The following is a 16,777-nucleotide window of genomic DNA, read 5'->3' as shown; positions in this document are numbered from 1 at the left end:
CGGACTCAGGCTCTCGACGCCCGCAGCACCGGCTACTGTCGTGTTTCGACTGTCTCCGGCGGTCTGCGTGCGTTCGATGTCGACGACGAATGGCGTTCATCATCGACGACGAATCATCCACCCCCGCTGTCGCCGAAAGCGTTTATAAGGGGGCCTTTTATCCCTTGGGCCCCTCCATACTGATAGCAATGAGCGCGCCGGCTGACTCTATCGAGATCCAGAACGTTGTCGCATCGACGGGGATCGGGCAGGAACTCGACCTCGAAGCACTCGCTACCGACCTGCCGGGAGCGGATTTCAACCCCGACAACTTCCCCGGGTTGGTCTACCGCACCCAAGAGCCGAAGGCCGCCGCGTTGATCTTCCGCTCCGGCAAGATCGTCTGTACCGGCGCGAAAAGCATCGATGATGTCCATGAGGCCCTTGACATCATCTTCGGCAAGCTTCGAGATCTGGGAATTCCGGTCGAGGATTCGCCCGAGGTGACTGTCCAAAATATCGTTTCTAGTGCCGATTTGGGCCACAGTCTCAACCTCAACGCGCTTGCGATCGGGCTCGGCCTCGAAGACGTCGAGTACGAACCCGAGCAGTTCCCTGGACTCGTCTACCGGATGGACGATCCCGAGGTCGTGATCCTGTTGTTCGGCAGCGGCAAGGTCGTCATCACCGGCGGCAAAACGGTCGACGACGCGAGTGCGGCTGTCGAGCGGATCGTCGACCGTATCGACGATCTCGGCCTGTTGGGCTGATCGGCTCAGTGGAACTGTGAGATTCACCACGAAATCGCATGAAAACTTATGTTCCTCCCTGTGATACGTTCACGTAGTGGCATCCAGACAGCCCAGTCCGGGTGTCGAGGAGACGCCCGGCGGTAGGTCGCTTCCCGAACCGACGGCGTACGCCGATGCGGTCGGCCGCGCCGAACCGAGTGCCGACACGCCAAGCCGGCACCGTTCTCCCGAGGATCCCCCACCGCGAACGCCCGCGGTGTATGCCCACACAGACCACTTCCGGCAGCGACTGCACCAGCAGGGCCGGTATGTGTCTGTCCCGATCGTCGCCGAGGCGATCAAACAGGGGCAACTCCGCTGGAACACGACCGACGGCTGGCGGTTCGCGCTCGTGAAACATGGCATCCGGTATGTGATCGTTGTCAGCGACACCGAAACCCAGTCGCCGGTCGTCGTCACCGGCTGGACGGCGATCGACGACTGGGAAACCGCGCATACGGACTCCAGATGGAACGAGACCGACCTCCAGACGATCCGACTGCGGGCGGATCTCAGCAGTCACCGTGACGAACAGATCCCTGACCGGATTCGGCCCCGCGATGTCGACCGCGCCTTCGAGATCGGCGGCCACCGCGTCGTCACCGAGGCCGGCGCGGGCTCGGTCGAATGTGTCGAGTGCGATGGTCGGTTCCGCTCGAAGGACGAACTGAATCGACGACACTGCCGGCGGTAGGGCGTCGCCGATTCTTCGGCCGTCCGCCGTCGGTCACAACGGGTTTGTGGCTCGACAGCTTTGGTTCCCCAATGACGGATTCTGACCGCGATATCGACGATAGTAACTCTTCTCCTGAGGGTGATTCTTCGACTGCTGCTGTCGATGTCGACGCTGCTGCCGACGCTGCCGACGACGGTGGCCTCCCGGATGACGCCGACGCGACCGACCTCCCGACGGCGTCACTCTCGCTTGATGACTTCTACGAAGTTGTCGACGCCGAGGAACGACCGGTGCTCACGGCCAGCCAAGTCGCTCGCCGCCTCGACTGTAGTCGCGAGGAAGCGAAAGCGGGACTCGATGCGCTCGAAACCGCCGGCAAGCTCGATCGTGCCGATGTCGAACACGACCCTGTCGTCTGGTACCCCTCAACCGTCGGCGACCTGGCGGGACGGGAGCGCGTTGTCCTCTTTCCGACTCGGCGAGAGATCGTTGTCGATGAGCCGACCCAGTACACTCGCGCGCAACTCGCGCAGTTCGCCCATCTCGTCGATTCGACCGGCACCGAGCCCGGCACCCGCGGCTATCTCTATCGCATCCGGCAGGAGGATATCTGGGCCGCGCCGTTCGACGACCTCGATGAGTTGCTTGCCGCGATGCACTCGGTGTTGCCCCGTGAATCGCCGCATCTTGACGAGTGGGTGACCGCCCAATGGGAGCGCGCCAGCCAGTTCATCCTCCGAACCCACGACGACGGCTACACCGTCCTTGAGGCCGCCAACGAGAACCTGCTGGGTAACGTCGCCGAGCAGAAACTCCCCGAGGACGCCCTGCGCGCGCCGATTTCCGAGACCGAGGCGTGGGTCAACAGCGACGAGGTCGCTACGGTGAAGCGAACGCTCTACGAGGCGGGCTATCCAGTTGCCGACGACCGCGATCTCGACACCGGCGACGCCCTCGATGCTGAGTTGACGGCGACACTCCGAGAGTACCAGCAGGCGTGGGTCGACACGTTCCTCGATCAGCAGGCCGGCGTTTTTGTCGGCCCGCCCGGCAGCGGCAAAACCATCGCTGCCATCGCCGCCCTCGTCGCGGTCGGCGGCGAGACGCTGATCCTCGTGCCGAGCCGCGAACTCGCTGCTCAGTGGCGCGAGGAGTTGACGACGCACTCGACGCTGACCGACGCCGACATCGGCGAGTACCACGGCGGCACGAAGGAGATCCGCCCGGTTACCATCGCCACCTATCAGACCGCCGGGATGGATCGCCACCGCCAGCTGTTCGACTCCCGTGGTTGGGGCCTCATCATTTACGACGAAGTCCAACACATTCCGAGTCCGATCTTCCGCCGGAGCACGCAACTGCAGGCCGCTCACAGATTAGGCCTCTCAGCCACGCCAGTCCGGGAAGACGACAAGGAAAAAGAGATCTTCACCCTCATTGGCCCGCCGATCGGCACCGACTGGGCCGCGCTCTTCGAGGCCGGCTTCGTCGCCGAACCCGAAGTCCAAATCCGCTACGTTCCGTGGCGCGACGACGACGCCAAAAACGCCTATTCGAGTGCTGACACGCAGGATCGCCACCGAATCGCGGCCCAAAACCCAGCGAAGATCGACGAGATCAGGGCCCTCCGTGGACGGCATCCCGACGCCAAGACGCTGATCTTCGTCGACTATCTCGACCAAGGCGAGGAGATCGCCGACGCACTCGACGTGCCCTTTATCAGCGGCGAAACCGCCCATCACGAACGCCAGCGGCAGTTCGCCGCGTTCCGCGACGGCGAGCAGCGGACGCTCGTCGTCTCCAGAATCGCCGACGAGGGGATCGACCTGCCGAACGCCGAACTCGCGGTCGTCGCCTCCGGGCTCGGCGGCTCCCGGCGGCAGGGCACCCAACGGGCCGGTCGGACGATGCGCCCCGTCGGCAACGCGGTGCTGTACGTGTTGGCGACCCGCGGCAGCCGCGAGGAGGATTTCGCTCAGCGACAGATGCGACATCTGGCCGGCAAGGGTGTCCGGATCAGCGAAACGACGATCAGCGAGTAGCGACTTGACGGCGACTGCAAGTTACGCGATCACGTCGGCGATAGCGTCCATCACGCGGTCGACTTTCTCGCCATCCGCGTTGTAGCCCATGTGTCCCACTCGCAGAATATCGTTAGCGAGGTCGCCGAGGCTCGTCGCCAACACGATGTCGTGGTCGTCCTCGACGCGTTGCTGGATTCGTTTCGCTTCGCCGGGCATGTGGAACGCCGTCACCGTCGGCGACGCCCGCTCCTCGTCGGGATACAGCGACAGGCCGAGTTCGCGGCCGCGTTGGCGACATCGCTCGCCGGCGCGCTCGTGGCGGTCATAGACGTTCTCGATTCCTTCCTCACGCAGCCGCGAAACCGCCTTCGCGAGCGCGGCGACGTTGGCGTCGAGATGCGTGTACGGGAAACCCTCGGAGACATCGCGCCACGGGAGCAGGTTCGTGTATAGCGACGTCGGTTCGCGCTCTTCCATTGCCGCCCATGCACGATCGCTGACGGCCGCCGTCGTGAGGCCGGGCGGCGCGCTGAAACACTTCTGGGAGGCACCGAGACAGACATCGATCCGGTCGGTCGGCACCGGCGTCCCGCCGAGCGAAGAGACGGCGTCGACAACGCTCAGCACGTCGTACTCCTCCAGTAGATCCAACACCGGTGAGAGGTCGTTGAGCGTCCCCGTCGGCGTCTCACAGTGAACCAGCGTCGCCAGTGTGAACGGCTCGTTGGCTTCCTCGGCCGCAGCGAGTGCGTCCTTGATCGCGTCGAGGTCGTAGCCCTCCTGGTAGGGGGCGGAAACGAGTTCCGCCTCGCCGTCGTAGTCGGTGACAAAATCCGCAAACCCGTCGCCGTAGATTCCGTTCGAGAGACAGAGCACGCGGTCGCCCGGCGCGACCAGCGAGGCGATGGCGGCCTCCAGTCCAAGAATTCCCTCGCCGCCGGGGACGATCACGTCGTGGTCGGTGTCGTAGACGGCTGCGAGGTCATCACAGAGACGGTGGTAGCGGTCGGCGAACTCTGGTTGGACGGCTGAGTTCGGTTGCGGTTGGGCCATCGCTTCCCGGACTTCGGACGGGACGGCGGTCGGCCCCGGCGTGAACAACATAGCCCTTCGTCAACGGGCGACCCAGTAGTGGGTTGCGATCCCGGGTGTTATTCGATCTTGTCTGGCTCGTCCCATTTCTCATCGCTGTCGACGGGCTCGATGGCGTGGCTGATCTCGGCCTCCGAGTAGTCGATCTCGTCGAGTACCATACTCAGGCGTTGCCAGCGCGCGCTTTGCTCGTCTTCGCCGTCGGGGCCGACCCGCGCGCCGCGAGTTTTGAAAAAGCGCGTCCCGCGGTCACGCTTGGCTCCTTCGCCGGTGTGGCCGTCGAAGATCGCGTCGAACTCGCCGTCGGGTTCGAGGTCGCCAGCCGGGAAATCGAACCGTGGTTCCTCGCCTGCCTCGCGGGCCGCGGCGCGCTCGTCGGCGACTTTCCGAAAGTATTCGTCGGCGTTGGCGGCCTCCCGTGTCGAGGTCGCTCGCGCGGCGGCCAAGGCGGCGTGGATCGCACAGAGGCGTTGCCGCCAGTCGTCGGTTTCCCAGCGGTCGGTCGCCAACTCCTCGTATCGCTGGATCGTGAGGGCGACCGACTCGCCGGCCCGGAGGTCTTCGACGACGTAGAGGTTGAGGCGATCCCAGAGGTTCCAGCCGTAGCCCGACCGCTGGAGTTCCCACGCGGCCCACGTGGCGACCTCCTCGTCGGAGCGGCGGACGGCCTTCTGGAGCAGGCTGGAGACGGTATAGCGGCTATAGCCGCCGTCGGTTTCGTCGGCCTGCTTTGGCTCACCGAAGTCGTTTTCGGTGGCAGCGTCGGGGTCACGCTTGGTGTCGAGGTCGCCGTCGCTGCCGAAGGTGGCCTGTCGGGGCTCGTCGTCGCTCATATCGACCCTGAGAGGGGCAGCGGCTAAAACACGGTGAAACCAGCAGCCCGTCCGGAGGAGTCCGGCCTACGTGGCTTCCGTATTTACCTCCAGATCCAACTCGGCCAGCAGCCGCGCGGTAATCACCTGCTCGACGATCTCCAGTAAGTTGTCGTCGTTGCTCGTGAAATCCGCGAAGAGGCCCAGCGGGATCTCGCCGCCGGCAACGTCGTGGTGGCCGCCCGCACTGCCGACATCGGCGAACGTCTCCCGCAGGATGTCACCGACGTGTACCCGCGGATCGGGTGAGCGCGCCGAGAGGTGGATCGACTCCTCGATGAGGCCGAAGACGATCACCGTCTCGACGCCTTCCAGCGTGGCGAGGTAGTCCGCAGCCTGCGGGACGGCGTCGCGCTCGCTCGTTCGGCCGACGTGGGAGATGAGCACCGCCGAGGTCGTCGTCCGGTTGCTGATCGCCGTCGCAATCGCATCCAGCGTCGCCCCCGAGACCGACGGCGTCGATAACGTCTGCAACAGATCGAGATCCGCGTGATCGTGGAGGAAGCCGGCGGCGTCGTACTCGGCGGCGGTCGGCCCACGGAGGAAGTTTAGCGTCTCCCGCCGGATGGCGAACAACAGCGCGGTCGCCAGCATGGGATCGACCTCCATCTCAAGGGTCTCGACGTATTCGGCGAGGATCGTCGCCGCCGCGCCAAGCTCCTCGCGGTGGTCGACGAAGCGGGCGTCGATGGCGTCCGCCGGGTGGTGGTCGATCACGATGTCGATGGCCGTCTCCGGGAGGACGTTATTGTTCGCGCCCGGCGTCGAATGATCGACAAAGGCGACGAGGGAGTCCGCGGAGCGTTCCTGCAGCGCGGCGGCGTCGAACGGTTTGAGATCGATTTCGAGCAGATTGACGAACGCGCGGTTCTCTTGGTGGGAGATGTCGCCGCTGTAGAGGATGTGTCGCTCGTCGATGCCGGCGTCGGCGGCGATCCGGCCCAACGCGAGCGCGCTGGCGAGACAGTCCGGATCGGGGTTGTTGTGGCAGACGATGTTGAGTTCGCTGCCCTCGGAGAGGATCTGGTGGAGATCGTGGACGGTACTCATTAGTTGGTCTTTCGGTGCCACTTACTTAGGCGTATATCGCTGTTCGTGCGGAGTTTAGCCCTGCTCCGATTCGATTGGCGTCCCGTCAGGATGCTTCTGTCCCTCGGAATCGTGAACAACGACGCCATCGACATCGGCAGGCACGTAGTTCTCCCGCACGCTGATCGCTTCTTCAAGCTCCCGCACGGCGCGTTCCTTGAGTGCGGCGGCCAACTCTTCAGCTTCGCTCCGCGAAATATCGCGGCCGAGCCCTTCGCACTCGTGAGCGCGCACCATCCCCTCGCCGTCAACCGCTTCGCCCATCGGCTGGCTCGTCCCGCCGAGGGCGACGCTGAACGGGTAGGTTTTGCAGATCAGCGGGCGGTCGTCGTGGACGCCGCAGTGGCCGGTGCCGTCGTCGCTCTCCTCGTAGAACGTACAGTCGCCACAAGCGTCGGTCTGGAGGGCCCACTCGAAGGTCTCGCCGCCTTCCGCGCCGTCCTCGCCCTCAAGCCCGTACGGCATCGGCCGCGCCACATCGCGCCAGTCGTAGTCGCCAGCGGCTTGCAGATCGCGGATTTCGTCGGGAAACACGGTCGCCGTGTGCGGTTCGCGGTCGGTCGAATCGGATTCGTTCTGTTCCGCGTCGCCATCGCTGTCGGGATCGTAGCCCTTGCAGCACGCGCCACAGCGCGTACACTCAAAGCCAATCGATTCGATTGCGTCGGCAAGGTCGTCGACCGCAAGCGAGCGCGCACGGTCGAGTTCCGATTCCAAACTCTCCATCAGTCTGAGGGCTGACTCGCCCCGCCGTCGGTCGTGACGAACGCCGAGAGGTCGATCTCGCCGCCGACGGCGTCGGGCGTCTCGTACGGGCGGTTGACGACGAGATCGCCGGCGCGCTGCTTGCCGATACCCGGCAGGGCTTCGAGTTCGGTCATGCTCGCACTGTTGATATCCAGCGGATACGGCACCGCCGTCACCGAGCGATAGCCGTGGTCAACGATGACGGCGTCAACCGTCTGGCCGAGCGGTCGCTCCTCGGGGAAGCCGACGAGTAGCGGGTACGTCCCGAGTTGGCGGCCGAACGTGCGGCCGTCCTCGTGGTATTCGAGATGCACGTCCGGCAGGACGGTGCCGGCGGGCGCAACGCGCTCTAACATCGGCTGGTCGATGGTCTCCCGAACTTCCTGTTTGTAGGATTTGAACAGCTCCTTGTGCTCTTCGGCGATGGCCGCGCCCGTCTCGGACATGTCGGTGCCCTCGAAGGCCATCACCTGCCGGATGTTGATACGGCGGAGCATCAGGCCCGCGTCGTAGACGCGCTGGAGGAACGCCCGGTTGTGGTCGTACGTGGCGCGGCGTTCCTCCTGGAGGCCGTGCAGGAGATTGATCCCGGGCAGCAGTTTCGGCAGCCGGTTCGCCGCGCTGTCGCCGTGGGTCGGCGCGTCGCTGCGGTCGTCGCCGGGTCGCCAGCCGGCCTCCTCGTTGACGATTTTGACCGCCTGAAAACACTCCTCGGCGGTGACGTTGAGATTGTTGGCCTCCTGGACGACGGGGTCGGCGGATTCCAGGCCGAAGGCGGCGGTGTCGCCGGGGGTGTTGTGTTCGGCGATGATCCGAATGCCCTCGCGGCTCTTTTCGGGCCACTCGACAATCGTGATCGGGTTCATGTTGTCGAGATGCAGGGTTTCGAGATCGGGGGCAACCTCCCGAATCCCGCTGTAGAGCCGCCGGAGTGCGTCGGGGTTGGGGGCCTCGCCGTCGCCGCCGAAGGCAAGGATGTCTGCCTGCCGGCCGAGCCGGAAGTGTTTGACGCCGTAGTCCGATAAGGTGTCGACCTCGTCGACAACGGCGTCGGCCGTGCGGAAGGCAGGATTCCCATAGAGGGGTTCGGTACAGAACGAACACCGGTAGGCACAGCCGCGAGAGGTTTCCATCTCGCAGATCAGGTAGTCCGGGTGGTTGGGGTGTTGTTCGACGATGAACGCGCCGTCGGGGGCCCACCGGCTGAGTTCGTCGTTGTCGCGCATCCGGTTGTTGAACCCTTCTAACCCGGAGTCGACGAGATCGTACGCGGCCGCCTCAACGTCGCCTTTGGCAACAAAGTCAAAGTCGAGATCTTTCCGCTCGGTCTCGGTTGCGCCGGCGTTCTCGTCGCCGACGCCAAACTTGACCGGGCCGCCCATGAGCGAGGTGCCCTCGGCGACCCATGCGAGTTCTTTCACCTCTTCGGGTTCGGCGGGCGTCCCACCAACGTAGCTGCCCGGAACGGTCATCCCGCCGACGTAGATCATGAGGTCGGCGTCGGCGACCGCGTTCCATTTTTGCTTATCCTCGCGGAGTTCGTCAATCGTGTGGTAGGTGATCTGCGATTGGGGGACGCCAGCGTCGACGAGCGCGCCGGCGGTAAAGCGCGGATACGTCGAGATGTAGGGTGGCACGCCGAAATGTGCCGGCTCGTCGACGTAGCCGTCGACGATGGTAACCGCGAGCTCCGAGGGCCGAGTCATACCCCGCTGTTCAGCGTCAAGCGGCTAAAGCCGTGTGATCCGGCCTGCAGGTGTGCCGCTTCCACCAGCGTGCCACGTCATTTAACTTCATGGCAGCCCTCCCTTCTGGTATGCCCGAAACCGTCGAAGTCGAATGCGACAACGGGGACTGCGAACTCGATATGTTCGAAGTCCACTACACCTACGACGTGCCTGACGACCACGGCGTCGATGATCTCAGCTGTCCGTACTGCGCCGACAGCGCGAGCCTCTCGGAGATCGTCCTATGACTCGGCTGGAAACCTACGGCCGGGAGGCCCTCAACACGGTGCTCGAACGGATCGGCCGCGGCGTCAGCCAGGTGCAGTCCCGCAAGCCGCTCTCGTATGATCTCTTGGAGAGCGACACCGCATATCTCGTCGTCTTCGACGCGCCGGGTGCGACCGCGGAGGATGTCCAAGTGCAGTTTGTCGACGGCGAACTGGAGGTGCGGATCGACCGCTTCCGGGCGTTCCACAAGGGCTTCGAGATGCGCTTCCCGGGTCGCGGACTGACGCTTTCGGGAACGGCGACGCTGCCCGATGCCGCCAGCGTCACCGGCAGTGAGACGACCCCGGATGCGACACTGACCCAGGATGGAACCCTCCATGTGACGATCCCGAAAGCTGCCTCAGCGCACACGGTTGCCGTCGAAGACGATGACACCACCCACGACGAGCAGGCCGGCGATACAGATCACGACGATACCTCCGATAACCACACAGACGACGCCTAACAGCGTCCTGCGCATGAGCGCCCCCCGTATCGGCTGTTTCTCTCGTTCCATTGAGGCAGCGTCCCGATATGCGCCGCATGGTTGAGCCGCCGTGGGCAGTGTTGTCCTAAATCAATCATTCCGCTACGGAGGTCTACATATGCATACGAAATGTCCAGTAGTTGCTGATTTTTAGTTACGTACAATCTCTGGATCTGCCAATACGTTTTTACACTTCAATCAGTAATACGCAATTGAACTGAACTGTCACCGCAAGCGATCCGTTCCACCCCAGCCATGAAAGACCTCACCGCGTTTCAGCGAGACCTCTTGTACGTCATTGCGAGCCTCGACGACCCATACGGACTCGGGATCAAGGAGGAACTTGAATCGTACTACGACGACGATGTCAACACCGGACGTGTCTACCAGAATCTCGGGAAACTGGTCGACAGCGGCTACGTCGAAAAGGCCGCCATCGACAAGCGAACCAACTCCTACACGCTCACCGCAAGCGCCACTACCGCGATAGATGATCGCCAGGCGTGGGAGAGCAAACAGGTGCGGCGGATCGACGCCGGCGACCCAACCCCGTCGCCGGAGGCCGAAACCCACTCGTAGCTACACCGGAAGATCGGCGTCAGCGTCGACGACCCGGTCGGCCTCCGGGGGATCTCCCAGTCGGTCGTGAGTTCCAGCAGTTGCGCCAGCATGCGGCCGGTCGCCCCCAAACGGTGTAGCCCGCCACGTGGAAGAAATGAATCCGGATCGGCCCGTAGTGTGGGTGATCGCGGTGTTCTGACTCGTAGTTCGTGCGGTCGATGAGTTCGGCGACCGGCAGCCGGACGATCTCGGCGACCTCGTACTCGTCGGGGGTGTACTCGCGATCGGGTATCCGGCCAACGAAGGGGCGGACGATGTATCGGGTGATCGTTTCGATGTCGTCGATCCGCCCGACTACCTCGGCTTCATCGGGTCGAAGGCCGATCTCCTCGTCGGCCTCTCGGAGGGCGGTAGCTTGGAGATCCGCGTCCGACGGCTCGCGGCCGCCGCCTGGAAAACTCATCTGGCCGGGGTGGTCGCCAAGCTGCTCGGAGCGTTTGGTGAAGAGGATCGCCGGCTCGCCGTCTTGGTCGATGATCGGTGCGAGCACCGCAGCCTCCTTTGCGGGGTCGGCGATCGCCGACGGCGTATACTGGGCCACCCCCGTCAGATCCATATCTGTGCTTGGGTGGCAGTCCTCTTAGTCCTGCGGGAGCAGCGGTGTCAGCGACGCCCTGACAGCGTCGGTCTCGACGGTGGCCCACGCTTCGAGGTCGTAGCTCACATCAAGCAGTGCCGCGGCGCGGTCGGCGTCATCGGCGGCAACGGCCTCGTCGGCTTCGGCTTCAAGCCGGGTTTGCACCTGTTCGGCCAGTCGGTCGCGATCGACAGATCGTGTCTCGTAGTCGAGAATATGGGGTAGATCCTCAGCGTTCGGTGGCAACGTCGGAAATGCTGCCGGGCCGACCGTGAGCAACGACTCGCTGTCAGCGTCGCTCGCGTCGCTTGCAGCGGGCTCGTACTCGACGAGCACGTACTCGGTGATCGCGGTCTCGATGGCGTCGGTGACGGCTGCGTCGTCAACGGCTGCCCCCTGTTTGAATGCTAACTCGGTGAGGGCTTGGGAGAGTTCCTCCCGCGTCAATGCGCCAAAGAGGTCGACGACGCCGGCGAGTTCGTCACCTGTCGCGGTCATACCACGCTGGTGTCGCTGCTGTCATTTGAGTCTACCTCACTCAGTGGTCGCCGCTTCCCCACCGGTCGCCGCCGCCAAATCGGCGGCGGCAGCCTCGGCGACCGCCTCGGGGCTGATCGGCGCGTTGTTCCAGGCTGGCAGGCGGCTATCCGCACCCGGTTCCCGCAGGGCGTCGGCGTAGGTGTCGATCTGCTCGCGCTCGTCGTCGCGGTCGTAGGCCAGATCGTTGTAGGCGGCGTCGACGCCATACTGTCGACGCAGCGTTTCGGCAGCCGCCCGGTAGCGGTCTGGCAGCGTCGCATAATCGATGTCGACACCGTGCTCGGTGACGACCCGGAACAGGGCCTCGCCGACGGCCGCGCTCATCTCCGAGAGCCCGGTCGGGCCGCCGACCGCGCGGTGGTCGTGCTCGTAGGCGCCGAGGTCGACCTGCGCGCTGCCATCAACGCCAGCGTGGGCGAACGCCTCTCCGAGCGTGCCAACCTCAAGGCCCCACGATCGCTGAACGCGCATATTGGCGATGAGATCGCCCGTCGCGGCAAACTCGCCGGCCAGCGCGTACCGGAACGCATCGAGATACTGCAAGATCTCGGCGTCGGCGGCCCCGTCGGCTAACGCCCGGACGAGCGGCGCGTAAAACAGCCGGAAGAGCCGACCGTAGAGCTGGCCGTTTTCGACGCGGGCGTAGTACCCTTTCGAGAACTGATGGCCGTGTTCCAACGGGAACAACAGCCGCGGGACGTAGGAGCGGTCGTAGGTCTTGGTGTCGGCATCATGGCAGACGACGTAGTCGGCATCGAGCACCTGTCCGAGCGCGAGCCACACGTCTCGGCCCTTGCCCGCTGAGCCGTTGAGCCCGTTGTCAGCCAGCAGGTCGGCGAGCGTCGGGCCGTTACACCACAGCACCTCCAGTGGGAGGTCGAAGTCGGCGAGCCAGTCCCGAAACGGGCCGACCTTCTCGGCGGGGGCGCGCAGCGGGACGACCACGCGTTTGGGCGCGACGGCTTCCAGTTCGGACAGGACACCCTCGGCGGCGAGGCCGGCGTACTCCCGTTCGGTCATCGGGACGACGACCGCGGCGCGATCGGTCGGTGCGGCCGGCGTGGTCTCTCGGAGATGGTGGAGCGTTGTAATCCGTTCTTGGACGTACTCCATTTACGATCTGTTGTGGCTGTGCGGACATAGACCCCGCGGTCGGTGACGCGTCGGCAGCGCGCTCTCACCGCAATGTCAGCCTACCATCGAACCTCGAAGCCAGCGATCCCCTCGGGTGCTTCCATCGTAACATCGACGCTGTCGACCTCGGCGGCACGGCTGCCGGTTTCACACCACTCACACATCGCCTCGACGCGATCTTCGTCGCCTTCGAAGACGGCTTCGACGCGACCGTCATCGAGGTTTTTGACCCAGCCGTCGACGCCGCGTTCGCGGGCGGCATCGCGGGTGCTGGCGCGGTAGTAGACGCCTTGGACGCGACCACTGACGAACACATGGGCACGAACACGGTCGGAGTCGGACATACCGCCCGTTTTTGCTGCGACGCTGATAAACGCTCAGTTCGTGGTCGAACTGACTGACGACGCCTCCTGGTCAGGGGTCGACACGATCGAGCCACTGGATCGGCTCGGCCAACTCGGTGTCAGTCGGGAGATTTTCTGGTTGCTCCCAGACAACGCTGGCGGCTTCCAACCCGCGGGCATCGGCAACGGTCTCGAAAAAGCGCGCGCCGCGTTCGTACTGATCGCGTTTGAGGCCCAGCCCGAGCAGTCGGCTCATCAGGCGTTTCAGCGGCCCGCCGGAGCCACGCCGAGCGTCGAGTTTGGCCCGCAGATCGGCGTACTCCTCGTCGAAGGCGCGATCCATCAGCAACTCGGCGTAGCCTTCGACGGCGGTCATCGCGGTGGTTAACTCCTCGAAGGTTGCCTGATCGAGGTCGCCCGCCGAGATGGCTGTGACGCTGTCCTGCATCCGCGTTTCGAGGTACTCCGGCAGCCACGGCGCGACGCCGAACTCCGCGGCGTGGGCGACCTCGTGAAAGGCGATCCACCGACGGAAGCGCGGATACGCCACATTGAGGTCGTCGGCGACCCGGCGGATGTTCGGGCGGACGAAGTACAGCGCGTGGCCGCCGTCGGCGAGCAACAGCGGGTCGTACTGCCCGAGAACGTTTCGGCCCAGAAAGCCGAGCGTGACCGCCATCGTCCCGGTGTTGATCGTCCGTGAGACACCCGGCAGTACCGTCGTCGACGGCTCCAAGGGGTCGACAACCCGCCGGAAGGTTTCGATGTTGGCGTCGATCCAGTGGTGGCGGTGCTGGATTTCGATCGTTTCCGGGAGGTCGAAGTCGACGCCGCCGGCCGCACGCAGGCGGTCGCGGGCGTCCCGCACGTCGGCTCGAAAACCAGCCTGCTCCTCGGCCGAGAGCGTGAGATCGCCGGCCGGCGTCGAAGCCTTGGCCGCCTCGGCGACACTTCCCCAGTCGATGATGCCGCCGCCGTCGGCGTCGGCGACCGCTTGGGCGCTGCGAAAGAGATTCATACGCTCGCTGGGGTGGCGGCGAGTAAAGTCCTTGTGCGTCCACCAACCGCCGCGTGGGTGCCCTAACCGTGACGTTGATACGCCTGCTGCCGCTTCAAAATAGCATGCAGGAGTCCCAACGAGCGTTTCTTGAATCGCTGTTGACGACGGCCAGCCCCTCGGGGTTCGAAACCGACGGCCAACGCGTCTGGGTTGATTACGTCGAGGAGTTCGCTGACGAGGTCACGACCGACGACTACGGGAACGCGGTCGCCGTCCACGAGGGGTCGGGCGACGGCCCCGAGATCGCCTTCAGCGGCCATGCCGACGAGATCGGCTTCATCGTCCGCGACATCGACGACAACGGGTTCATCCGGATGAGTCGAATCGGGGGCTCCGATCGGACGGTCTCACAGGGCCAGCACGTCACGATCCACACCAGCGAGGGCCCAGTACAGGGCGTTGTCGGCCAGACAGCGATCCACCTCCGGGAGGCCGGGGTGAGGAGTACCCCGACATCGCCGAGCAGTTTATCGATATCGGCGCGACCGACGGCGACGAGGCCGCCGAACTGGTCGAGGTTGGCGATCCGATCACGTTCTCTAGTGAGCTGTATGAACTCCAGGGCAGTCGACTCACCGCCCGTGGGATGGACAACCGGATCGGCACGTGGAGCGCGGCCGAAGGCCTGCGCCGGGCGGTCGAGGCCGATGTCGACGCAACGGTGTATGCGGTCAGCACCGTCCAAGAGGAGGTCGGCATCAAGGGGCCCAGATGGTCGGCTTTGATCTCGATCCTGACGCCGCCATCGCTGTCGACGTAACGCATGCCACCGACAACCCAGATGTACCGGGCGACAAGCAGGGCCCCGTCGAGTTGGGCGAGGGGCCGGTCGTCTCCCGGGGCAGCGCGAACCATCCGCGCGTCGTCGACCTCGCCCGCACGGCCGCCGAAGCCGACGATATCGAGATCCAGCTGCAGGCCACCGGCACCCGCACCGGCACCGACGCCGACGGCTTCTACACGAGTCGCGGCGGCATCCCTTCGCTCAACATCGGGCTGCCGAACCGCTATATGCACACGCCGGTTGAGGTGATCGACACCGAAGATCTCGATGCGGTTGCCGACCTCCTCGGGTCGATCGCGGCGCGGGCCGGCGAGATCGACTCCTTTGCGGTCGATATCTAAGGCCGGTCAGTCGGCGACAAACTCGATCAATACGCCGCCCGTCGATGAGGGGTGGAGAAACGCGACCTCATGACCCCACGCGCCGGGGCGTGGTTCCTCGTCGATGCGATCGATACCCTGCTCGGCGGCCCGCGTCAGGGCGGCCTCGATATCGGCCGTGCTGAGTGCGAGGTGGTGGATCCCAGAGCCGTGGCTGTCGAGATAGCGGGCGATCGGCCCGTCCTCGCGTGGTTCTAAGAGTTCAAAATACCCTGAGCCGAGGTCGAGAAAGCTGACCGCCATCCCGTCGAATCGCTCCTCGTGGACGATCGACGCGTCGAACAACGCGGCGTAGCGATCGGCGAGGGTGTCGGCATCGTCGGTGGCGATCCCGGCGTGATGAAAGTCCATGCCGAGCGTTGCGGCGAGAGCTGCATAAAGTCGGGCGGTCGATGGCGGTGCCAGCGGGGCCGTCGATTCAGCAGATTACGCGCTGATCAGCGCGCGATCGAAGGCGATCCGGACGGTCGTCCCGCCGCTTTCGGGTGTTTCGATCGTTAACTCGGCGCCGTATCGATCCGTGATCCACCGCACCAACCAGAGGCCGAGTCCGCTGCCGTGGTGGAGTGGCGTGATATCCCGGTTGCCGGTAACGACTTCCCGTTCGGTCGCCGGAATCCCCGGCCCGTTGTCGGCGATGATCAACTCGGCGGTGGCATCGTCGACAACGCGGGCGGTTACTGTCACGTTCGGTTTGGCGGCCGTGTTGTGTCGAATCGCGTTGTCAACGAGGCTTTCGACGAGTACTCGGAGGCTGGCGTCGGCGGCAACGAGCAGGGCTGTCGGGCAGTCGGTCGTAATCGCGGCGGCTGGGAATTCCTCGTTGCAGGCCGTGACGACCCGATCGATGATGGCCGTAATATCGGTTGGCTCCAGCGTTGGTGACTCTCCGAGCACCCGCTGGACGGTTTTGGCCTCCTCGCTGAGTCGGGCCAGCCCGCTTGCGGTGTCGCTGATTGCGTCGGCGGCTGCCTGTATCTCCTCGGTGTCGGCAGCTCGCTGATCTTCTCTGCTTGCCCGGCGATCACGTTCACGTCGTTGCGGAGGTTGTGCCTGAGGACACGCTGGAGGACATCGAGGTGGCGTTCCCGGCGGAGTTCCGCGGTCACGTCGGTGTAGATCGCAAACCCGTGGCCCTCTCGGATCGGGACGCTCCGATAGACAAACTGTCGGCGACCGTTGGCGGTCACCCGTTCGACGACCGCGGCGTTTGACTCACCGGCGGCGGTCTGCTGATCGAACTGTTTGGCCTCCTCACGGCGATCGGTCGGGACGATAAGATCGTTGAGCGAGACGCCGCTCAGTGACTCGGTGCCGTGGCCGAAGGTGTCGGCGAACGTCCCGTTGGCCTGGACGATAACCGGGTCGCCGTCGACCAACTTGAACTCGACAACAGCCTCGTTGAGTTCGTTGAATAGTCGCTCGAATCGATTCGTGCCGTCGGTGCGTGGATAGGCGGTCACTGTGTCCCTCCTCTCATTGTCATCATCTCGGCAACCATGTCAGCTGGTTCAGTTCATCAGCGTATTGCGATTCATACCTAATAAAACGCGACTAATGATTCAGAAACCGATACGAATGTCTTG

Annotated in this window: 18 protein-coding genes and 2 pseudogenes; 7 read left to right on the top strand and 13 right to left on the bottom strand. The window is 64.5% G+C overall.

Going from position 1 to position 16,777, the window contains the following annotated elements; translation table 11 throughout:
• The first annotated feature begins 188 nt into the window (after window positions 1-188).
• The 3 genes from ACFQJB_RS07310 to ACFQJB_RS07300 all read left to right on the top strand — a co-directional run bounded on the left by ACFQJB_RS07310 (window position 189) and on the right by ACFQJB_RS07300 (window position 3,488).
• A complete protein-coding gene (locus tag ACFQJB_RS07310; protein WP_379727988.1) occupies window positions 189-749 on the top strand; it encodes a TATA-box-binding protein in 561 nt (186 codons plus the stop codon).
• A 76-nt stretch (window positions 750-825) separates the two neighbouring features.
• A complete protein-coding gene (locus tag ACFQJB_RS07305; protein ID WP_379725648.1) occupies window positions 826-1,464 on the top strand; it encodes a hypothetical protein in 639 nt (212 codons plus the stop codon).
• A gap of 71 nt (window positions 1,465-1,535) precedes the next feature.
• Window positions 1,536-3,488: a DEAD/DEAH box helicase gene (locus ACFQJB_RS07300; RefSeq protein WP_379725645.1), complete on the top strand. Its 1,953-nt coding sequence runs from the start codon at window positions 1,536-1,538 to the stop codon at window positions 3,486-3,488.
• A gap of 21 nt (window positions 3,489-3,509) precedes the next feature.
• On the opposite strand, the gene ACFQJB_RS07295 is transcribed toward ACFQJB_RS07300, so the two are convergent.
• The 5 genes from ACFQJB_RS07295 to ACFQJB_RS07275 form a co-directional block, all read right to left on the bottom strand.
• Window positions 3,510-4,574 carry a pyridoxal-phosphate-dependent aminotransferase family protein gene (locus tag ACFQJB_RS07295; protein WP_379725642.1) on the bottom strand — a complete coding sequence of 355 codons (1,065 nt, stop codon included), beginning with the start codon at window positions 4,572-4,574 and terminating at the stop codon, window positions 3,510-3,512.
• 47 nt (window positions 4,575-4,621) lie between these two features.
• The gene (locus tag ACFQJB_RS07290) at window positions 4,622-5,395 is read right to left on the bottom strand and encodes a hypothetical protein (RefSeq protein ID WP_379725639.1); all 774 of its coding nucleotides are present in this window, start codon (window positions 5,393-5,395) and stop codon (window positions 4,622-4,624) included.
• 66 nt (window positions 5,396-5,461) lie between these two features.
• Entirely contained in the window at window positions 5,462-6,484 is a 1,023-nt protein-coding gene (locus ACFQJB_RS07285; protein WP_379725636.1) for a DHH family phosphoesterase, read from the bottom strand.
• 54 nt (window positions 6,485-6,538) lie between these two features.
• Window positions 6,539-7,249 carry a YkgJ family cysteine cluster protein gene (locus ACFQJB_RS07280; protein WP_379725633.1) on the bottom strand — a complete coding sequence of 237 codons (711 nt, stop codon included), beginning with the start codon at window positions 7,247-7,249 and terminating at the stop codon, window positions 6,539-6,541.
• Entirely contained in the window at window positions 7,249-8,976 is a 1,728-nt protein-coding gene (locus tag ACFQJB_RS07275; protein ID WP_379725630.1) for a radical SAM protein, read from the bottom strand. Before ACFQJB_RS07275 ends, ACFQJB_RS07280 begins: the two co-directional genes overlap by 1 nt.
• A gap of 110 nt (window positions 8,977-9,086) precedes the next feature.
• Between ACFQJB_RS07275 and ACFQJB_RS07270 the strand changes: the two genes are divergently transcribed.
• The 3 genes from ACFQJB_RS07270 (at window position 9,087) to ACFQJB_RS07260 (ending at window position 10,330) form a co-directional block, all read left to right on the top strand.
• The gene (locus tag ACFQJB_RS07270) at window positions 9,087-9,245 is read left to right on the top strand and encodes a DUF7559 family protein (protein ID WP_165853245.1); all 159 of its coding nucleotides are present in this window, start codon (window positions 9,087-9,089) and stop codon (window positions 9,243-9,245) included.
• A complete protein-coding gene (locus ACFQJB_RS07265; RefSeq protein ID WP_379725626.1) occupies window positions 9,242-9,730 on the top strand; it encodes an Hsp20/alpha crystallin family protein in 489 nt (162 codons plus the stop codon). The genes ACFQJB_RS07270 and ACFQJB_RS07265 overlap by 4 nt, the downstream gene beginning before the upstream one ends.
• Before the next feature lie 276 nt (window positions 9,731-10,006).
• Complete coding sequence (locus tag ACFQJB_RS07260) at window positions 10,007-10,330, top strand: PadR family transcriptional regulator (protein ID WP_379725623.1); 324 nt, start codon at window positions 10,007-10,009, stop codon at window positions 10,328-10,330.
• On the opposite strand, the pseudogene ACFQJB_RS07255 reads toward ACFQJB_RS07260, so the two are convergent.
• The 5 genes and pseudogenes from ACFQJB_RS07255 to ACFQJB_RS07235 all read right to left on the bottom strand — a co-directional run bounded on the left by ACFQJB_RS07255 (window position 10,331) and on the right by ACFQJB_RS07235 (window position 13,985).
• Window positions 10,331-10,928, bottom strand: a pseudogene (locus ACFQJB_RS07255) (NUDIX hydrolase). It abuts the gene before it with no gap.
• Window positions 10,929-10,952: 24 nt separating this feature from the next.
• Window positions 10,953-11,447, bottom strand: coding sequence for a DUF7109 family protein (locus ACFQJB_RS07250; RefSeq protein WP_379725620.1), 495 nt, complete (start codon window positions 11,445-11,447; stop codon window positions 10,953-10,955).
• Between the two features lie 36 nt (window positions 11,448-11,483).
• Window positions 11,484-12,602: a glycosyl transferase family 2 gene (locus ACFQJB_RS07245; protein ID WP_379725617.1), complete on the bottom strand. Its 1,119-nt coding sequence runs from the start codon at window positions 12,600-12,602 to the stop codon at window positions 11,484-11,486.
• An 80-nt stretch (window positions 12,603-12,682) separates the two neighbouring features.
• A complete protein-coding gene (locus ACFQJB_RS07240; RefSeq protein WP_379725614.1) occupies window positions 12,683-12,967 on the bottom strand; it encodes an acylphosphatase in 285 nt (94 codons plus the stop codon).
• A gap of 70 nt (window positions 12,968-13,037) precedes the next feature.
• Window positions 13,038-13,985, bottom strand: coding sequence for a zinc-dependent metalloprotease (locus ACFQJB_RS07235; RefSeq protein WP_379725611.1), 948 nt, complete (start codon window positions 13,983-13,985; stop codon window positions 13,038-13,040).
• A 104-nt stretch (window positions 13,986-14,089) separates the two neighbouring features.
• Between ACFQJB_RS07235 and ACFQJB_RS07230 the strand changes: the two are divergent.
• Window positions 14,090-15,152 (top strand): annotated as a pseudogene (locus ACFQJB_RS07230) (M42 family peptidase).
• A 6-nt stretch (window positions 15,153-15,158) separates the two neighbouring features.
• Here the strand turns inward: ACFQJB_RS07230 and mce are convergent.
• From mce to ACFQJB_RS07215, 3 genes are all read right to left on the bottom strand, one after another.
• Complete coding sequence (mce, locus tag ACFQJB_RS07225) at window positions 15,159-15,542, bottom strand: methylmalonyl-CoA epimerase (protein WP_120101845.1); 384 nt, start codon at window positions 15,540-15,542, stop codon at window positions 15,159-15,161.
• Between the two features lie 75 nt (window positions 15,543-15,617).
• Entirely contained in the window at window positions 15,618-15,908 is a 291-nt protein-coding gene (locus ACFQJB_RS07220) for an ATP-binding protein (RefSeq protein ID WP_379727986.1), read from the bottom strand.
• Window positions 15,875-16,654: a PAS domain-containing protein gene (locus ACFQJB_RS07215; protein ID WP_379725608.1), complete on the bottom strand. Its 780-nt coding sequence runs from the start codon at window positions 16,652-16,654 to the stop codon at window positions 15,875-15,877. Before ACFQJB_RS07215 ends, ACFQJB_RS07220 begins: the two co-directional genes overlap by 34 nt.
• Window positions 16,655-16,777: the final 123 nt, after the last annotated feature.

The sequence above is a fragment of the Halonotius sp. GCM10025705 genome (assembly GCF_042662885.1).
Taxonomy (GTDB): domain Archaea; phylum Halobacteriota; class Halobacteria; order Halobacteriales; family Haloferacaceae; genus Halonotius; species Halonotius aquaticus.
The sequence above is the reverse complement of the archived record's forward strand: the minus strand, read 5'-3'. Positions and strand labels throughout refer to the sequence as shown.